Raw genomic sequence first — 15,457 nt, 5'->3', positions numbered from 1 at the left:
AGGGATGGAAACAATTCGATTAACAACAGCACAAGCCTTGTTCAAGTTTTTAAATCAGCAATATGTCCATATAGATGGTGAGGAGTTTCCGTTTGTTGAAGGTATTTTTACAATCTTTGGCCATGGAAATGTATTAGCCATTGGGCAGGCGATTGAACAGGACCCAGGACATTTAAAAATCATTTCAGGGAAAAATGAACAAGGTATGGCACATGCAGCGATCGCATATAGCAAACAAATGCTGCGCAAAAAAATATATGCTGTTTCAACTTCAAGCGGCCCAGGTTCTGCTAATTTAGTTACAGCAGCAGGTACTGCCCTTGCAAATAATATTCCGGTTTTATTCCTGCCGGCAGATACTTATGCGACACGCCAGCCTGATCCTGTATTGCAGCAGATTGAGCAAGAATACAGCACAGCTGTCACAACAAATGATGCATTAAAGCCTGTATCAAGATATTGGGATCGCATCACTCGACCTGAGCAATTAATGTCAAGTTTAATTCGGGCTTTTGAAGTGATGACAGACCCGGCAAAAGCTGGTCCGGCAACTATTTGTATCTCTCAGGATGTTGAAGGGGAAGCCTTTGATTATGATGTAAAATTCTTTGAAAAGCGCGTCCATTACATTGACCGCAAGCTTCCTTCACAACGTGAGCTGACAGGTGCTGCCGAGTTAATTAAGGCAAGCAAGAAACCTGTTATTGTTGCAGGTGGCGGAGTGAAATATTCAGAAGCTCGTGAAGCGCTAATGGAGTTTTCAAAAAAATATAATATTCCTTTAGTTGAAACTCAAGCAGGAAAATCAGCAATCGAATCTTCATTCGAAAATAACCTTGGCGGGCTTGGAATTACAGGAACATCAGCGGCAAATAAAGCCGCACAGCAAGCCGATCTGATTATTGGCGTCGGGACCAGATTTACTGATTTTGCAACGTCATCTAAAACACTATTTAACTTTGAAACTGCAAAGTTTTTAAATATCAATGTCAGCCGCATGCAAGCCTATAAATTGGATGCATTTCCAGTTGTAGCTGATGCTAGAACAGCATTTGAGGCTTTAACACCAATGCTGGAAGGATATAAAAGCGAGTTTGGCAACGCGATTACTGAATTAAAAGAAGAATGGTTAATTGAACGTGACCGCCTAAGCAAAGTCACATTTAATCGAGAAAACTTTGATCCTGAAATTAAGAATCATTTTTCACAAGAAGTGTTGAATGAGTATGCGGATGCTTTACAAACAGAACTTCCGCAAACGACTGCACTTTTAGCGATTAATGACACGATCGATCCTGACAGCATCATTATTTGTGCAGCCGGCTCTCTTCCAGGAGACCTGCAGCGTTTATGGCATTCAGAAGTTCCGAACACCTATCATCTTGAATACGGGTACTCTTGTATGGGCTATGAAGTTTCCGGTACATTAGGATTAAAGCTGGCTGACCCAGCAAAAGAGGTGTATACAATCGTCGGTGATGGAAGCTTCCTCATGCTGCATTCAGAATTTATCACAGCTATTCAGTATAACAAAAAAATAAATGTGCTCTTATTCGATAATTCAGGATTTGGCTGTATTAATAATCTTCAAATGGATTCTGGAAATGGCAGTTTCCATTGTGAATTCAGAACAGCAGATAATCAAATTATGAATATTGATTATGCGAAAGTTGCTGAAGGTTATGGCGCTAAAGCGTACCGGGCAAATACGGTTGAAGAATTAAAAGCAGCTTTAGAGGATGCTAAGAAACAGGAACGATCAACTCTAATTGAGATGAAAGTGCTTCCAAAAACAATGACAGATGGTTATGATGGCAGCTGGTGGAACTTAGGATTCCCGGAAGTGTCTGAGCAAGAACTTGTTCAAAAAACATTTGAACTTAAGCAAGAAAAATTAAGATATGCAAAGCAATATTAATAAAGGGTGAATAAGAATGAGTAATCAAGAGATTCGTTGGGGCATTGCACCAATTGGCTGGCGAAATGATGATCTGCCTGAGATCGGCAAGGAAAATACGTTGTCACATCTATTGAGTGATATTGTTGTTGCTGGCTTCCAAGGGACAGAGGTTGGCGGTTTCTTCCCTGAGGCAGAGGTGTTAAATAAAGAAATTAAGCTGCGCAACTTAAAAATTGCAGGCCAGTGGTTCAGCAGTTTCCTGATCCGCGATGGACTTGAAGAGGCTTCAAAGGCTTTTCATCAACATTGTGAATATTTGCAGGAAGTGAAGGCAGACGTTGCTGTTGTATCAGAACAAACATACAGCATACAAGGAACAACTAAAAATGTCTTTACAGAAAAGCCTGTCTTTACTGACGAGGAATGGAACCAATTATGCCAAGGCTTAAACGAACTTGGGAAAATTGCCGAACAATATAACTTAAAATTAGTCTATCATCATCATATGGGCACAGGTGTTCAAACATTAGAAGAAATTGATCGCCTACTGGACAATACCGATTCAAACCATGTTCACCTCCTTTATGATACAGGTCATATTTATGTTTCTGATGGTGATTATATGAAACTATTAACAAAGCATATCAACCGCATTAAACACGTTCATTTTAAAGATGTAAGAGATCAACAGCTGGCACAATGCAGGGAAAAAGGCGAATCCTTTTTACAATCCTTTTTAAATGGCATGTTTACTGTCCCTGGTGACGGATGCATTGATTTTACAGAAGTCTACCAAATACTGCTTGACCATAATTATAAAGGCTGGATTGTCATAGAAGCAGAGCAGGATCCTTCGGTTGCACATCCGTTGGAATATGCATTAATTGCAAGAAAATACATTGATGAAACATTACTTACTCTGAAAAAGACAGAAATTGTGGGCTAACATCCAAAAACGGAACTTCACGCATACATTTCCACTTCCTTGGCAATAGCATGACTTGGACATCCTGTCTTTTGTCGGATCTTTACAGGCAGTTAACCCCCGCTTCTCTTTTGAATCTTGAAGTGGGATTTACTGCCCGTTTTATTTGGATATATCCATTAATTAAAGGGAGGAATAGACATGACCATTCGATTTGGGGTAATTGGTACTGGCGCAATTGGCAGAGAACATATTAAGCGAATTGAAAATAAATTATCAGGCGGCAAAATTGTTGCTGTCACAGATGTTAACAAAGAGTCTGCAATCAATGCTGTACAAAGCTTTGAATTAGATGCAGTCGTTTATCCGGATGATAAAGCACTTATTGCTGCTGATAACGTTGATGCTGTGCTTGTAACAAGCTGGGGACCTGCACATGAAGCAAGCGTGCTTGCCGCGATTAAAGCTGGAAAGTATGTGTTCGTTGAAAAACCATTGGCAACAACAGCTGAAGGCTGCATGAGAATTGTCGAAGCTGAAATAAAGCATGGCAAGCGCTTAGTGCAAGTAGGCTTTATGCGCAGATATGATACTGGTTATGTTCAATTAAAAGATGCAATTGACAACCAATTCATTGGTGAACCGCTGATGATCCGCTGTGTACATCGAAATCGTGAGGTCCCTGAAACATATACAACAGAGATGGCGATCCATGATACGCTAATACATGAAATTGATGTTTTGCATTGGCTTGTGAATGATGATTATAAAACGGTACAAGTGACCTATCCGAAAAAATCAAAGAATGCCCATGAGAATCTGAGAGATCCGCAAATTGTTACCTTAGAAACTAAGGGCGGCATTGTTATTACAGCTGAAATATTTGTTAATTGCAAATACGGCTATGATATTCAATGTGAGGTAATCGGTGATGAAGGAATTGTCAGCCTGCCGGAGTTCCAAAGTATATCGTTCAGAAAAAATGCTATGTTTGGCACAAATGTGCTATTGGATTGGAAGGATCGCTTTATTGATGCATATGACAAGGAATTACAGCATTTTATGGATTCCATTCATAAAACAGGTGAACCAAATGGACCGACTTCTTGGGACGGATATATTGCCGCTGTAACAGCAGATGCTGCGATTAAAGCACAGCATTCAGGTGAGAAAGAAGTCGTTTCGTTAAAAGATCAACCCGATTTTTACAAGCAATCAACAGACAAGATCAATATCAATGCTTAAAAAATGATCAATCCACGCTTTAAGTTACTTAACGTATGACGAAATTGAAAAGGCTTTTAAAATAAATTCTTTTATAAATCTATAAAAAGAGGTGATCAGAAAAGTGTCATTAGTATCTATGAAGGAAATGCTGCTGAAAGCAAAAGAAGGCAGCTATGCTGTAGGACAATTTAATCTTAATAGTCTGCAGTGGGCACAGGCCATCTTAGAGGCAGCAGAAGAAGAACAATCACCTGTTATTGTTGCTGCTTCTGACAGGCTTGTTGAGTACCTTGGCGGTTTTAAAACGATCGCTGCCATGGTTAAAGCACTTGTAGAGGAAATGTCGATTACCGTTCCGGTGGTATTGCATCTAGACCATGGCATGAGTGTTGAAAGATGCATACAGGCAATCGATGCCGGGTTTACTTCTGTCATGATTGATGGATCCCATTATCCCGTCGAAGAGAACATAGCGATGACAAAACAGGTTGTCAACTATGCTCGTTTAAAGGAAGTATCTGTTGAAGCAGAGGTAGGAACGGTCGGCGGTATGGAGGATGGACTGATTGGCGGAGTGAAGTATGCTGATCCTAATGAGTGCTTGCAAATCGTGAAAGAGGCAGGAATTGATGCCTTGGCTGCCGCCCTTGGGTCTGTTCACGGACCATACCAAGGAGAACCAGAACTAGGCTTCGATGAAATGAAACAGATTTCAGAACTAACAGGCATCCCCCTGGTCTTGCATGGAGGCTCGGGCATACCTGAATATCAAATCAAGAAAGCCATTGAATTAGGCCATGCCAAAATCAATGTGAATACCGAATGCTTACAAGCCTGGACCAAGGCTGTCCGGGAAAAGCTAAATCGTGATCTTGATCTATATGATCACCGGGCCATCACAACACCTGGGAAAGAAGCGATTGTAGCAACAGTGAAAGGGAAAATGAGGGAGTTTGGCTCCAGTAATAAGGCCAAAAAATTCAGCGCAAGTATAAATTAAAAAGAAGAAGAGGGGCTGTCTAAAATGGATCTGCTCTCCGACACATACCGTGTTTGGGGCTTAATCCTTTCGAATAAGACAGCTCCTTCTTTTTGTGTGAAAAATGATGGTATTTTTCAAAGAGATTGTTGTTTTCAAATAGGCTTTTTGACCAAAACTGTTTAAGGGTGATTGGAGTTGGTTGAAAAATCCTGGTTCGAAAATGCGGAAGCGCCTGTTCAGTCTCGGGCTAATAAGATGCATTTGAATAGTAGACGTTTTTATCTTCAATTCAAGAGTGGCTAGACCCTAGAGGGGCTGGGCGCTGAAGCAAGACAAGGGAGCAGTTCGAAAGGTATGACTTATGCAGCGTTTACGCCGAGAAGGCTCACCGCCCAGCCTGCTGAAAGCGAGCATCTGATATAAATAGCCACAAAATTTACGAAAACAACAAAAATGAAAAATCCAAATCCAGACCTTTCGTGATAAAATGAGTTAAAATGCTACTAGTGTTACTAGTTTATAAAAAAGGTTATTATAGAAAGAAAACGATATAGATTATGTTTAACAAAAAAAGTTTTTTATTCCCACTAAATCGTTTTCAGTGAGAGTGAGTGATAAGGTAGTATGAAAATGAGTGATGTGGCAAAATTAGCAAATGTCTCTCCTGCAACAGTATCCCGCGTACTAAGTAATCCAGATTTGGTAAGCAAAGAAACAAGGGAAAAAGTTTTGGCTGTCATTAATCAAGTTAATTACAAACCACATATTGTGGCGAGGCAATTTAGAACAAAAGAAACCAAAATCATTCTAGTTGTTGTCCCTGATATAACGAGCGCTTTCTTTTCAAAGGTTTTACGAGGAATTGAACATGTGGCCATTAACCATGGATACCAGGTAATTTTAGGTGATACTGAAAATGATGTTGAAAGAGAAAAAGAATACATCAATTTATTATTGCAAAAACAAGCTGATGGAATGGTTCTCTTAACAGCACGCTTAAATAAAGCCAACCTAGAAGAGATTGCCGGTCATTTTCCAATGGTGCTTGCCTGTGAATACATGGATGGTTTAAATGTTCCTACTGTTTCGATTGATAATATAAGCAGTGCAAGGAAAGCAACCGAACACTTAATCAAGCTTGGCCATACGAAAATTGCTCATATTACGGGTCCAATCAATGTCATCCTAAGCCGGGATAGGATGAGAGGATATCAGCAGGCATTGCTAAGCCATGATATAGAGGCGGACTCAGCTTACATTCAAGAAGGTGATTTCACCTATGAATCCGGCTACCATCAGACAATGAAATTATTAGCGTTTGAAACCCCGCCAACGGCTATTTTTGCCTTTAATGATGAGATGGCGATGGGAGCGATAAAAGCTGCAAAAGATAGCGGTCTAAAGGTGCCTGAGGATTTATCAATTGTAGGATTCGATAATATCAAAATGTCCTCTGTCATTGAACCTAATTTAACGACGATTGACCAGCCTAAGTATGAAATCGGCAAAAAGGCGATGGAGCTATTGTTAAATTTAATAAATGGGGAATCAATCAAACAAAAAAAGTTTGTCATGAAGGATGAACTCATTATTAGAGACTCGGCAACACCATTAAAAGAACAAACAAACATATAGACCATGAGATGCTGAAGCAGGTAATGCTTCTTCTGTCTCTGGTTATTTTTTTGCAATGTAAAAACTCATTGTATTTTGACCCTTTATCGATGGAATTAAAATTAACTGGCAAGTACAACTGCATCAAAGTATTCGTTTACAAAAATTAGTCTGTCATATAAAATGTAAGTAAGTTTTTGAAATCGATTACAATAACGTTTGAAATATTAAATGAGCTACAACTAAAGGTGAGAGAGGTGATTGGATGAAAATGAGCGATGTGGCAAAACTGGCAAAGGTATCGCCTGCTACCGTATCACGGGTGCTTAGCCACCCTGAACTTGTCAGCAAAGAAACACGCGAAAAGGTGATGGCTGTCATTAATCAAGTAAATTATAAGCCTCATATTGTGGCAAGGCAATTCCGAACAAAGGAAACGAAAATCATTCTTGTGGTTGTTCCAGATATCACGAGCCCGTTCTTTTCAAAGGTGCTGCGCGGAATTGAACATGTGGCCGTCAGCCATGGGTATCAGGTCATTTTAGGAGACACTGAAAATGATATTGAAAGGGAAAAGGAATATATTAATCTATTGCAGCAGAAGCAGGCTGATGGGATGGTCCTTTTAACAGCCAGGCTTAATAAAACAGAACTAGAACAGATTGCTGACCATTTCCCGATCGTGCTTGCCTGTGAATACATGGATGGTTTAAATATTCCAACTGTATCAATTGATAATGTCAGCAGTGCAAGGAAAGCGACCGAACATCTAATCAAGCTGGGACATACCAAAATTGCTCATATTTCGGGACCGCTGCATATAATATTAAGCAGAGACCGGATAAGAGGATATAAGCAGGCATTGTTAAGCCATGATCTAGAGGTAGACACAGCCTATATACAAGAGGGTGATTCAACGGTTGAATCCGGCTATCATCAAATGATGAAGTTACTGGCGTTTGAAGCTCCGCCAACAGCTGTTTTTGCCTTTAATGATGAAACGGCAATGGGGGCGATAAGGGCTGCAAAGGACAGCGGTTTATCTGTTCCCGAGGATCTTGCAGTGGTAGGCTTTGATAATATAAAAATGTCTATGATCCATGAACCAAAATTAACAACCATTAATCAGCCAAAATATAAGATTGGTATGAAAGCAATGGAATTGTTGTTAAATTTGATCAATGGTGAAGAATTGACTAAGAAGAAAATTGTGATGAAGGATGAATTGGTTATTAGGGAGTCCTGTAATGCTAATCTGATGGCAAAAAGAACTTTGGAATTGATTTAACATTTAACAGCTATGCTATGTCAGCGGTAATGTATTTGATCTATATTTTTGAAATCGATTTCTAAATCATTTTGATTACTAGATTTAGAAAAGAAATATTATGATGCAAACGGAAGATGAAACTATAGATCCTTTGTTTTCTAACTTATCCCTATAAAGTATGTGATTTTACTGTGTTTCTTTAAAAAATGGAAACAGAAAAAAATAAAAAATTCACAGAAAAAGCGTTTACAAAAAGAGTAGAATCATATAAAATGAGTCTTGTAAGGTAAGAAATTATTCCTTTTCACTGAAATCGATTACATTGAAAACCAATGGTTTTGCAAAAAAGAAGTTTTAAAGTCTTTACTATGAAGTTGTGAATGATAACGCTGCCTTATTCAATTTAGTTGACATTTTTAGGTTATATCCTAATAAATGGCTGAAAGGCAGTCTATTAAGAATCAGATATAAAAGTTAGGAGGAGTCTTTATTATGACAAACACAGTGACTGTACAAAACCTTAAAAACTTTATCGGTGGCCAATGGGTTGAGTCAAACTCAGGAAAAACCGAGATCGTTCCAAATCCGGCAACAGGTGAAACAATCGCACATGTGCCTCTTTCTAGTCGTGAAGATGTAGATCACGCAGTTGAAGTAGCAGCTGAAGCATTTAAAACCTGGAGCAAAACAGCTGTTCCTCGCAGAGCCCGTATTCTTTTTAAATATCAGCAATTATTAGTGGAGAATTGGGAGGAGTTAGCACGCCTTGTTACAATCGAAAATGGAAAAAGCTACAACGAAGCATATGGTGAGGTTCAACGCGGAATTGAATGTGTTGAATTTGCAGCAGGTGCTCCTACATTAATGATGGGAAAACAGCTTCCTGATATCGCAACGAATATTGAATCAGGAATGTACCGCTATCCAATCGGTGTCGTCGGCGGAATCACGCCATTTAACTTCCCTATGATGGTGCCATGCTGGATGTTCCCATTAGCGATTGCTTGCGGTAATACGTTTGTGTTAAAGCCATCTGAGCGCACGCCACTTTTGGCAAATCGTTTGGCAGAATTATTTAAAGAAGCTGGATTGCCTGACGGCGTATTGAATATCGTACACGGAGCTCATGATGTTGTAAATGGATTGCTTGAGCATCCAGGAGTAAAAGCCATTTCATTTGTTGGTTCTCAGCCGGTTGCTGAATATGTTTATAAAACAGCTTCTAATTATGGTAAACGTGTTCAAGCATTAGCGGGAGCAAAAAACCATTCAATTGTTATGCCAGATGCAGACTTAGATGGTGCAGTTAATCAAATTATTAACGCAGCTTATGGTTCTGCCGGGGAAAGATGTATGGCGGCAGCTGTCGTTGTAGCAGTTGGTGAAGTAGCAGATGTATTAATGGAGAAATTAGTGGATGCTGCTAACAATATCACCATTGGAAATGGAATGGATGACGGCGTATTCCTCGGTCCAGTTATTCGTGATTCTCATAAAGCAAAAACGGAAAAATACATTGAAATTGGTAAAGAAGAGGGTGCTGTATTAGTTCGTGACGGACGTAATGATGCTGCAGCTTCTGGAAATGGCTACTTTGTCGGTCCTACAATTTTTGATCATGTAAAAACGGAGATGACGATTTGGAAAGAAGAAATCTTTGCTCCGGTTCTATCAGTTGTTCGAGTGAACACGTTAGATGAAGCCATTGCTCTTACAAATGAATCAGATTTTGCAAATGGTGCATGTATTTATACGAAAGATGGCAGCAATGTTCGCAAGTTCCGTGAAGACATCGATGCGGGAATGCTTGGAGTAAATTTAGGAGTTCCTGCTCCGATGGCCTTTTTCCCATTCTCAGGCTGGAAGAAATCCTTCTATGGTGATCTTCATGCGAACGGGTCAGATGGTGTAGAGTTCTATACTCGCAAAAAAATGGTAACAGCGCGCTGGTAATTTTAAAAGGTAAGAAAGTATAAAATTTGAATCTAGTTTTAGTGTCTAGCTCCCGCGCCAAGCCCCTCGAGGTCATAAGCCACTCATGAATTGAAGGTAAAGTACACCTTCTATTCATGAAAGTCTTATGCTTGTCGGGGCTGAGCAAGGCGCTTGCGCTTTTCTTAACAGTTCAAGAATAACTTTTTGTACTTAGTTTTTGTGTCCAGCTTCAGGCGCCATCGGCTCTAGGGTCTAGTCAAATAGGAATGGAAGGTAAAGAACACCTTCTATTCCTATTCGCCTTATGCTTGTCGCCGATAGGCAGGCGCCTTACGCTTTAAATAGACGGAGTGATAATTGAGTGATTAATTCCGTTAGAGATAAAGTTATTTTTTTAATTGTTTCGTTTGCACCATGGTTCTCGCATTTTATTTATCTGCCTATCTTGACGCCCCATATCGAGTTGATGGGAGGTAAATACACATTTATTGGCATTGTGCTCAGCAGCTATGGCCTCATGCAATTTATCTTTAGGCTGCCTATTGGGATTTGTTCAGATCTTTTTAAACTAAGAAGACCATTTATTGTCACAGGGATGTTGATCAGTACTGCAAGCTGCTTGTTATTTGCCTTAACAGATAGCCTGGGATGGGTGCTAATTGCCCGTTCACTGGCCGGTATTGCAGCAGCAACATGGGTTGTTTTTACTGTATTATATTCAAGTTATTTTGTTGATCGCGAAGTTCACCGCGCTATGAGCAGCATTTCTTTTGTTGTGGTTTTAGCTCAACTTTTGGGTATGAGTGTAAGCGGCATCATCGTCAATGAATGGGGTTGGCATGCGCCGTTTTGGATAGGCGGAATAACCAGTCTTCTAGCTGCAATTCTTTCTTTTTTCATTTATGAGGTAAAAGAAGAGAATGCGCGAGCTCCGGTAAAAGTGATCGATCTAACGTCAGTAATAAAAGAGCCAATGCTGATAAAAGTGTCGATGTTGTCTATTTTAGCTCACAGTATGATTTTCACTACGACATTTGGTTTTATTCCTGCGTATGCCTTGAAAATTGGCCTTACGGCTAGTGAGATTAGTTTGCTTGTTTTTACATTTATGATCCCTCATGCGATCGCAACACTTTTTATGGGTAAGCTTATTGTACCGCTATTAGGGAAATGGAAGACATTAAATATTGCTTTTTTTGCATCAGCATTGATTACGCTTTTAACCCCTTTTATTGAATCTAAAGGATTGTTAATGGTGATTCAAGCTTTGAATGGATTTTCTCTTGGAATCGTATTCCCTATGCTATTAGGTTTAGCAATTGAAACGATACCACATGAGAAACGAGCAACAGCGATGGGAGTCTATCAAGCTTTATATGCAATTGGTATGTTTTCTGGACCTTTTATAGCAGGTGTCTTGAATACTAAATTTGGTCTTGCTGCAGGGTTTTATTTTACCGGTATAGTCGGGTTTATAGCCAGCATTTTAATAATAACCTGGAGCAGAAAAGAAACGGATGCACTTAAAAAGCATTATGAAATGAGTACTTGAAAAGCAGAAAACGGCTAAATCAAATCAGCCAAAAAAGGGGATGTTAATATTGCGTTTAGCATATGATCCGTCACATTATCGTGATAATACAAATTTAAAAGATACAATCGATGCAGTTGCCAGATTAGGGTATGAATATGTAGAACTATCACCGCGTAAAGATTTTATATGGTTTTATGAATATCCAAAGGTTGATAGGCAGCTGATTAAAGATTTAAAAAGATATTGCTTGGATGCCGGTGTTAAAATCTCTTCTGTCCTGCCTGTTCAACAATGGTCTTCACCAATTGAAGAAGAACGTCAAGCTGCAGTAAGAAATTGGAAACGTTGTATTGAAATCACTTCTGAATTAGGTGTTGATTTAATGAACAGCGAATTTGCCGGTGACATAAGCCGTCCGCTTGACAGTGAAGCTGCTTTCGTTAAATCTATGGAAGAGCTGATGCCGCTATTTGAAAAAGAAGGGATTAAACTTAATTTACAATCACATCCAAATGATTTTATTGAGTTAAATACAGAAGCCATTCGAATGATTCGTGCACTGGATAAAGATTGGATTAAGCTGGTATATTCTGTTGCACATGCTTTCTTTTATGATGATGGGATAGGCGATGTAGAGAAACACTTAGAGGAAGCAGGAGATTTACTTGCTCATGTTCTCATTGCCGATACCCTTAACCATAAAGCAGCATTTGGATTACGTTATATTGTGAATCCTCCTAATGCAAAAGTAACCATTCACCAGCATTTGAACCCTGGTGAAGGGGAAGTAAACTTTGAGGCCCTATATCGGAAATTAAGAGAAATGAAATTTGATGGAATTGTAACGAATTCAGTCTTTGCTTATCCTGATAAACCAGAATGGTCCAACGAAGTAACACTGAAATCAATTAAAGAGGGTCTAAATATTAAAGAGGGATTAAATATTTAATAAGTAGTAGTGCGAAAAGCTTAAAAAATGGGACTGTCCTTGAGGACAGTCCCATTTTTTAAGCTTATTTAAACCATCCTTTTTCCTTTGACTGTGTAATTGCTTCAATCCGATTTTTTACATCGAGCTTTTCTAAGATGGTGGAAATATAATTCCGGACAGTTCCGGTCTTGATGCTAAGATGGTCGGCGATTTCCTTTGTATTCAAGCCGTCGGCTACAAGCTCTAAAACCTCTCTTTCACGTTCAGTAAGAGGGTTTTGTTCACTGTAAATGTCATCCATAAGCTCAGGTGCATAGATGCGTCTTCCTGAGATGATGCTCCGGATTGAGCTGGCAAGTTCTTCACTTGGGCTGTCCTTTAATAGATAGCCGCTTACACCGGCCTTTAACGCTCTCTGAAAATAACCTGATCGGGAGAACGTCGTTAGGATGATCACTTTGCAGTCCTCGCCCTTAAGCTTTTCGGCAGCTTCGAGGCCTGTCATTCCAGGCATTTCGATATCCATGATACAGACATCCGGCTTGTGTTTTTGCACAAGTGCAAGGGCTTCTTCACCATTGTTTGCTTTTCCGACCACTTCCATGTCATCTTCTAAATTTAAAAGAGAGCCAAGGGCACCTAAAAGCATTTGCTGGTCCTCAGCAATGACAATTCGAATCATAAGAGCTCCTCCTCTGCCTGTTTTACGACATTCGGTACTTTTATCAGCAAAGTAGTTCCTTCCTGGGAAATAATATCTAAGCTGCCATTAACAAATTCAAGGCGTTCTTTCATTCCGGCAAGCCCATTTCCCTTAGTAAATTTATCATTAGTCACAATGCCGATTCCATCATCCTTCACGGTGATTTCAATCTCATTTGCAGTTTGTTTGACGGAGATAAAGCATGTAGAAGCACCGCTATGTCTTACCACATTGGTAACAGCCTCTTTCAAGCACATGCTAAGAATGTTCTCAGTTAATAAAGGGATATTATTTAACACGAAGTCATCGTTACTCACTAAATGTATTTCAGCTGCCTTGAGGATTTGTCTAACATGGTGCATTTCCTCTTTTAAACGAATCCCACGCATTTCCGAAACTAGCTTCCTCACTTCATTCAAAGTCGTTCGTGCCGTTTGTTGTACGTCCTTCATTTCATTGCGTGCTTGTTCAGGGTCTTTATTAATTAATTTTCTCGCTAAGTCACTTTTTAACCCGATCATGGATAACTTTTGTCCTAATATATCATGAAGATCACGAGCAATCCTTTGGCGTTCCTCAAGCTTCACAAGTTCAGAAATTCTCTTGTTGGCATCCTCCAGTTTTTCTTGAAGTTGTCCGCGCTCATTCCGATTATAAATACTAAATGGCAGAAAGATTACACTAAGACAGCTAATAATAACAAATGGCAAGTGCTTTAACAGCAAATCTTCATGCAAGACGATGCTAAAATTTATGGAAACAGCTGTGCCAATCAAGTGAATGATATATAAGGTCAAAAATGAAAGCCGAACCTTTATGTTTCCAATAAAATAGGCAATATAAAATGAAAAATAAAAATAGTTGAAAAGATAGGTTGAAGTAAAGGATATGCAAATAAGGATGCATGTTAACACGATAACATGCCATCCTTTTGCCAGAAATGCATATCGAAAGGTAATAAAAAATAAAATGGTCAGGATAATCCCAACAATAATTTCAATCGTAGAGGACGATTGAAAGATAAAGTAAAACGGTAATATACTTAGAAATGCCCAAATATATGGGGAAATTCCAGTGCTTTTTTGAAAAATCGCAAATCTTTTTTTCATCTTGAACCTACTTTAATCATTGATAATGTTATTGTTATTTTATCACAGTAATTAGATTAAATCCTCTTACCTGAAAATGTTATGATTATTTCGAGATTTGAGATAAATAATTAAACCCTACAAACCTTTTGTTTTGTGCATCCCATAGTCTGAATTTAAGTGACTTCAAGCTTGTAGCTAACGTAATCGTAGGGACATTTTGTAATGGCTCTGCCGTATTGTGTGCCTCTTCTAGCTTATAATTCGGGACTCTTGGGCTTAAATGATGAACATGGTGGTAGCCGATATTACCTGACAGCCATTGCAGCAGCTTTGGAAGCTTGTAGTATGAGCTTCCTTCAACGGCAGCTAACACGTATTCCCATTCTTCATTTTCTTCAAAATACGAATCTTCAAATGTATGCTGTACATAAAAAAGCCAGATACCAAGAGAGCCTGAAATAAGAAAGATTGGTCCTTGGATCAAAAGAAATGCCTCAATTCCCAATGTCCAACAAAGAATTCCTGCTAAAGCTGCGATGGAAAGATTGGTAATATAAGTGTTTATTCTTTCCTTCCTTCTCGCTCCTTTTTTATTGAAGCGATTCATGATAAGGAAAACATATATTGGACCTAACCCAAACATAACAAAAGGATTTCGATATAGGCGGTAGACAATTTTACGCCATAACGGTGCAGCAATATATTCATCAACCGTCAAAACCCAAATATCGCCTGTCCCGCGCTTATCTAAATTTCCGCTTGTTGCATGATGGATCGAGTGATCATGCTGCCATTGGCTATAAGGAAACAGTGTTATCACCCCTGTTATCGTCCCAACAATTTTATTTGCCGTCCGATTCTTAAAAAATGAGTAATGACAGCAGTCATGGAAGATGATAAAAACCCTTACAAGAAATCCTGCAGCAATAACGGTTATACCTAATGTAAGAAAATAAGAAATACTTAGGCTTTGATAAGCAAGAATCCACAAAATAAGAAATGGACCCAATGTATTAATAAGCTGTATCACACTAGCTTTTGTATTCGATTTTTCAAAAGGAGCAACTTGCTTCCGTAAATTTTTTTGTAATTGTTTGGTCATTTTTTTAGTTCCCTTCAGCATTGTTACCTTAAATTATAGAGGGCATGGCATGGTTTTTGCAGACATAGTTGTCATGTGCAATGTATGACAAATGTCATATCGGAAAAGGATGTAACCTGTAAATTTTGTTGATATATGGAAAAAATAATTTGTAAGATTTGTGTTTCTCATGACTGAAGTTGAAGACACGAGCGATTTTATTGATATAATAAAAATTAATATTTACTTTCATGTATTAGGAGA

At 38.9% G+C, this 15,457-nt stretch carries 12 protein-coding genes; 9 read left to right on the top strand and 3 right to left on the bottom strand.

What is annotated here, in order from left to right:
* Positions 1 to 4 precede the first annotated feature (4 nt).
* The 9 genes from iolD (at position 5) to WQ54_RS22215 (ending at position 12,336) form a co-directional block, all read left to right on the top strand.
* Positions 5 to 1,918 (top strand): 3D-(3,5/4)-trihydroxycyclohexane-1,2-dione acylhydrolase (decyclizing), encoded by a 1,914-nt coding sequence (gene iolD, locus WQ54_RS22255; RefSeq protein ID WP_046587495.1) that lies wholly within the window; start codon positions 5 to 7, stop codon positions 1,916 to 1,918.
* Between the two features lie 16 nt (positions 1,919 to 1,934).
* Entirely contained in the window at positions 1,935 to 2,846 is a 912-nt protein-coding gene (gene iolE / locus WQ54_RS22250) for a myo-inosose-2 dehydratase (protein WP_046587491.1), read from the top strand.
* A gap of 180 nt (positions 2,847 to 3,026) precedes the next feature.
* Entirely contained in the window at positions 3,027 to 4,070 is a 1,044-nt protein-coding gene (locus WQ54_RS22245; RefSeq protein WP_046587486.1) for a Gfo/Idh/MocA family protein, read from the top strand.
* Between the two features lie 103 nt (positions 4,071 to 4,173).
* Positions 4,174 to 5,052, top strand: coding sequence for a class II fructose-1,6-bisphosphate aldolase (gene fba / locus WQ54_RS22240; RefSeq protein WP_046587484.1), 879 nt, complete (start codon positions 4,174 to 4,176; stop codon positions 5,050 to 5,052).
* A gap of 606 nt (positions 5,053 to 5,658) precedes the next feature.
* Complete coding sequence (locus tag WQ54_RS22235; RefSeq protein WP_046587482.1) at positions 5,659 to 6,669, top strand: LacI family DNA-binding transcriptional regulator; 1,011 nt, start codon at positions 5,659 to 5,661, stop codon at positions 6,667 to 6,669.
* Between the two features lie 244 nt (positions 6,670 to 6,913).
* A complete protein-coding gene (locus WQ54_RS22230) occupies positions 6,914 to 7,936 on the top strand; it encodes a LacI family DNA-binding transcriptional regulator (RefSeq protein ID WP_046587477.1) in 1,023 nt (340 codons plus the stop codon).
* Between the two features lie 474 nt (positions 7,937 to 8,410).
* Complete coding sequence (locus tag WQ54_RS22225) at positions 8,411 to 9,871, top strand: CoA-acylating methylmalonate-semialdehyde dehydrogenase (RefSeq protein WP_046587475.1); 1,461 nt, start codon at positions 8,411 to 8,413, stop codon at positions 9,869 to 9,871.
* A 343-nt stretch (positions 9,872 to 10,214) separates the two neighbouring features.
* On the top strand, positions 10,215 to 11,405 hold the full coding sequence (locus WQ54_RS22220; protein WP_046587472.1) for an MFS transporter: 1,191 nt from the start codon (positions 10,215 to 10,217) through the stop codon (positions 11,403 to 11,405).
* A gap of 49 nt (positions 11,406 to 11,454) precedes the next feature.
* Positions 11,455 to 12,336, top strand: coding sequence for a sugar phosphate isomerase/epimerase family protein (locus WQ54_RS22215; RefSeq protein WP_046587470.1), 882 nt, complete (start codon positions 11,455 to 11,457; stop codon positions 12,334 to 12,336).
* A gap of 64 nt (positions 12,337 to 12,400) precedes the next feature.
* Here WQ54_RS22215 and WQ54_RS22210 read toward each other — a convergent pair whose 3' ends face one another.
* The 3 genes from WQ54_RS22210 to WQ54_RS22200 form a co-directional block, all read right to left on the bottom strand.
* On the bottom strand, positions 12,401 to 13,000 hold the full coding sequence (locus WQ54_RS22210) for a response regulator transcription factor (RefSeq protein ID WP_046587468.1): 600 nt from the start codon (positions 12,998 to 13,000) through the stop codon (positions 12,401 to 12,403).
* Positions 12,997 to 14,130, bottom strand: coding sequence for a sensor histidine kinase (locus tag WQ54_RS22205; protein ID WP_046587466.1), 1,134 nt, complete (start codon positions 14,128 to 14,130; stop codon positions 12,997 to 12,999). Before WQ54_RS22205 ends, WQ54_RS22210 begins: the two co-directional genes overlap by 4 nt.
* Positions 14,131 to 14,215: 85 nt before the next feature.
* Positions 14,216 to 15,214, bottom strand: a complete 999-nt coding sequence (locus WQ54_RS22200; RefSeq protein WP_046587464.1) for a fatty acid desaturase — start codon at positions 15,212 to 15,214, stop codon at positions 14,216 to 14,218.
* Positions 15,215 to 15,457: the final 243 nt, after the last annotated feature.

Source organism: Bacillus sp. SA1-12, from assembly GCF_000981385.1.
Lineage (GTDB): Bacteria > Bacillota > Bacilli > Bacillales > Bacillaceae > Metabacillus.
This window is presented reverse-complemented; position numbering and strand designations above follow the sequence as displayed.

What these genes read in the sequence shown, in the direction of transcription:
- iolD (WP_046587495.1), top strand. Translation starts at nt 5, where the DNA reads ATGGAAACAATTCGATTAACAACAGCACAAGCCTTGTTCAAGTTTTTA.
- iolE (WP_046587491.1), top strand. Translation starts at nt 1,935, where the DNA reads ATGAGTAATCAAGAGATTCGTTGGGGCATTGCACCAATTGGCTGGCGA.
- WQ54_RS22245 (WP_046587486.1), top strand. Translation starts at nt 3,027, where the DNA reads ATGACCATTCGATTTGGGGTAATTGGTACTGGCGCAATTGGCAGAGAA.
- WQ54_RS22235 (WP_046587482.1), top strand. Translation starts at nt 5,659, where the DNA reads ATGAAAATGAGTGATGTGGCAAAATTAGCAAATGTCTCTCCTGCAACA.
- WQ54_RS22230 (WP_046587477.1), top strand. Translation starts at nt 6,914, where the DNA reads ATGAAAATGAGCGATGTGGCAAAACTGGCAAAGGTATCGCCTGCTACC.
- WQ54_RS22225 (WP_046587475.1), top strand. Translation starts at nt 8,411, where the DNA reads ATGACAAACACAGTGACTGTACAAAACCTTAAAAACTTTATCGGTGGC.
- WQ54_RS22210 (WP_046587468.1), bottom strand. Translation starts at nt 13,000, where the DNA reads ATGATTCGAATTGTCATTGCTGAGGACCAGCAAATGCTTTTAGGTGCC.
- WQ54_RS22205 (WP_046587466.1), bottom strand. Translation starts at nt 14,130, where the DNA reads ATGAAAAAAAGATTTGCGATTTTTCAAAAAAGCACTGGAATTTCCCCA.
- WQ54_RS22200 (WP_046587464.1), bottom strand. Translation starts at nt 15,214, where the DNA reads ATGACCAAACAATTACAAAAAAATTTACGGAAGCAAGTTGCTCCTTTT.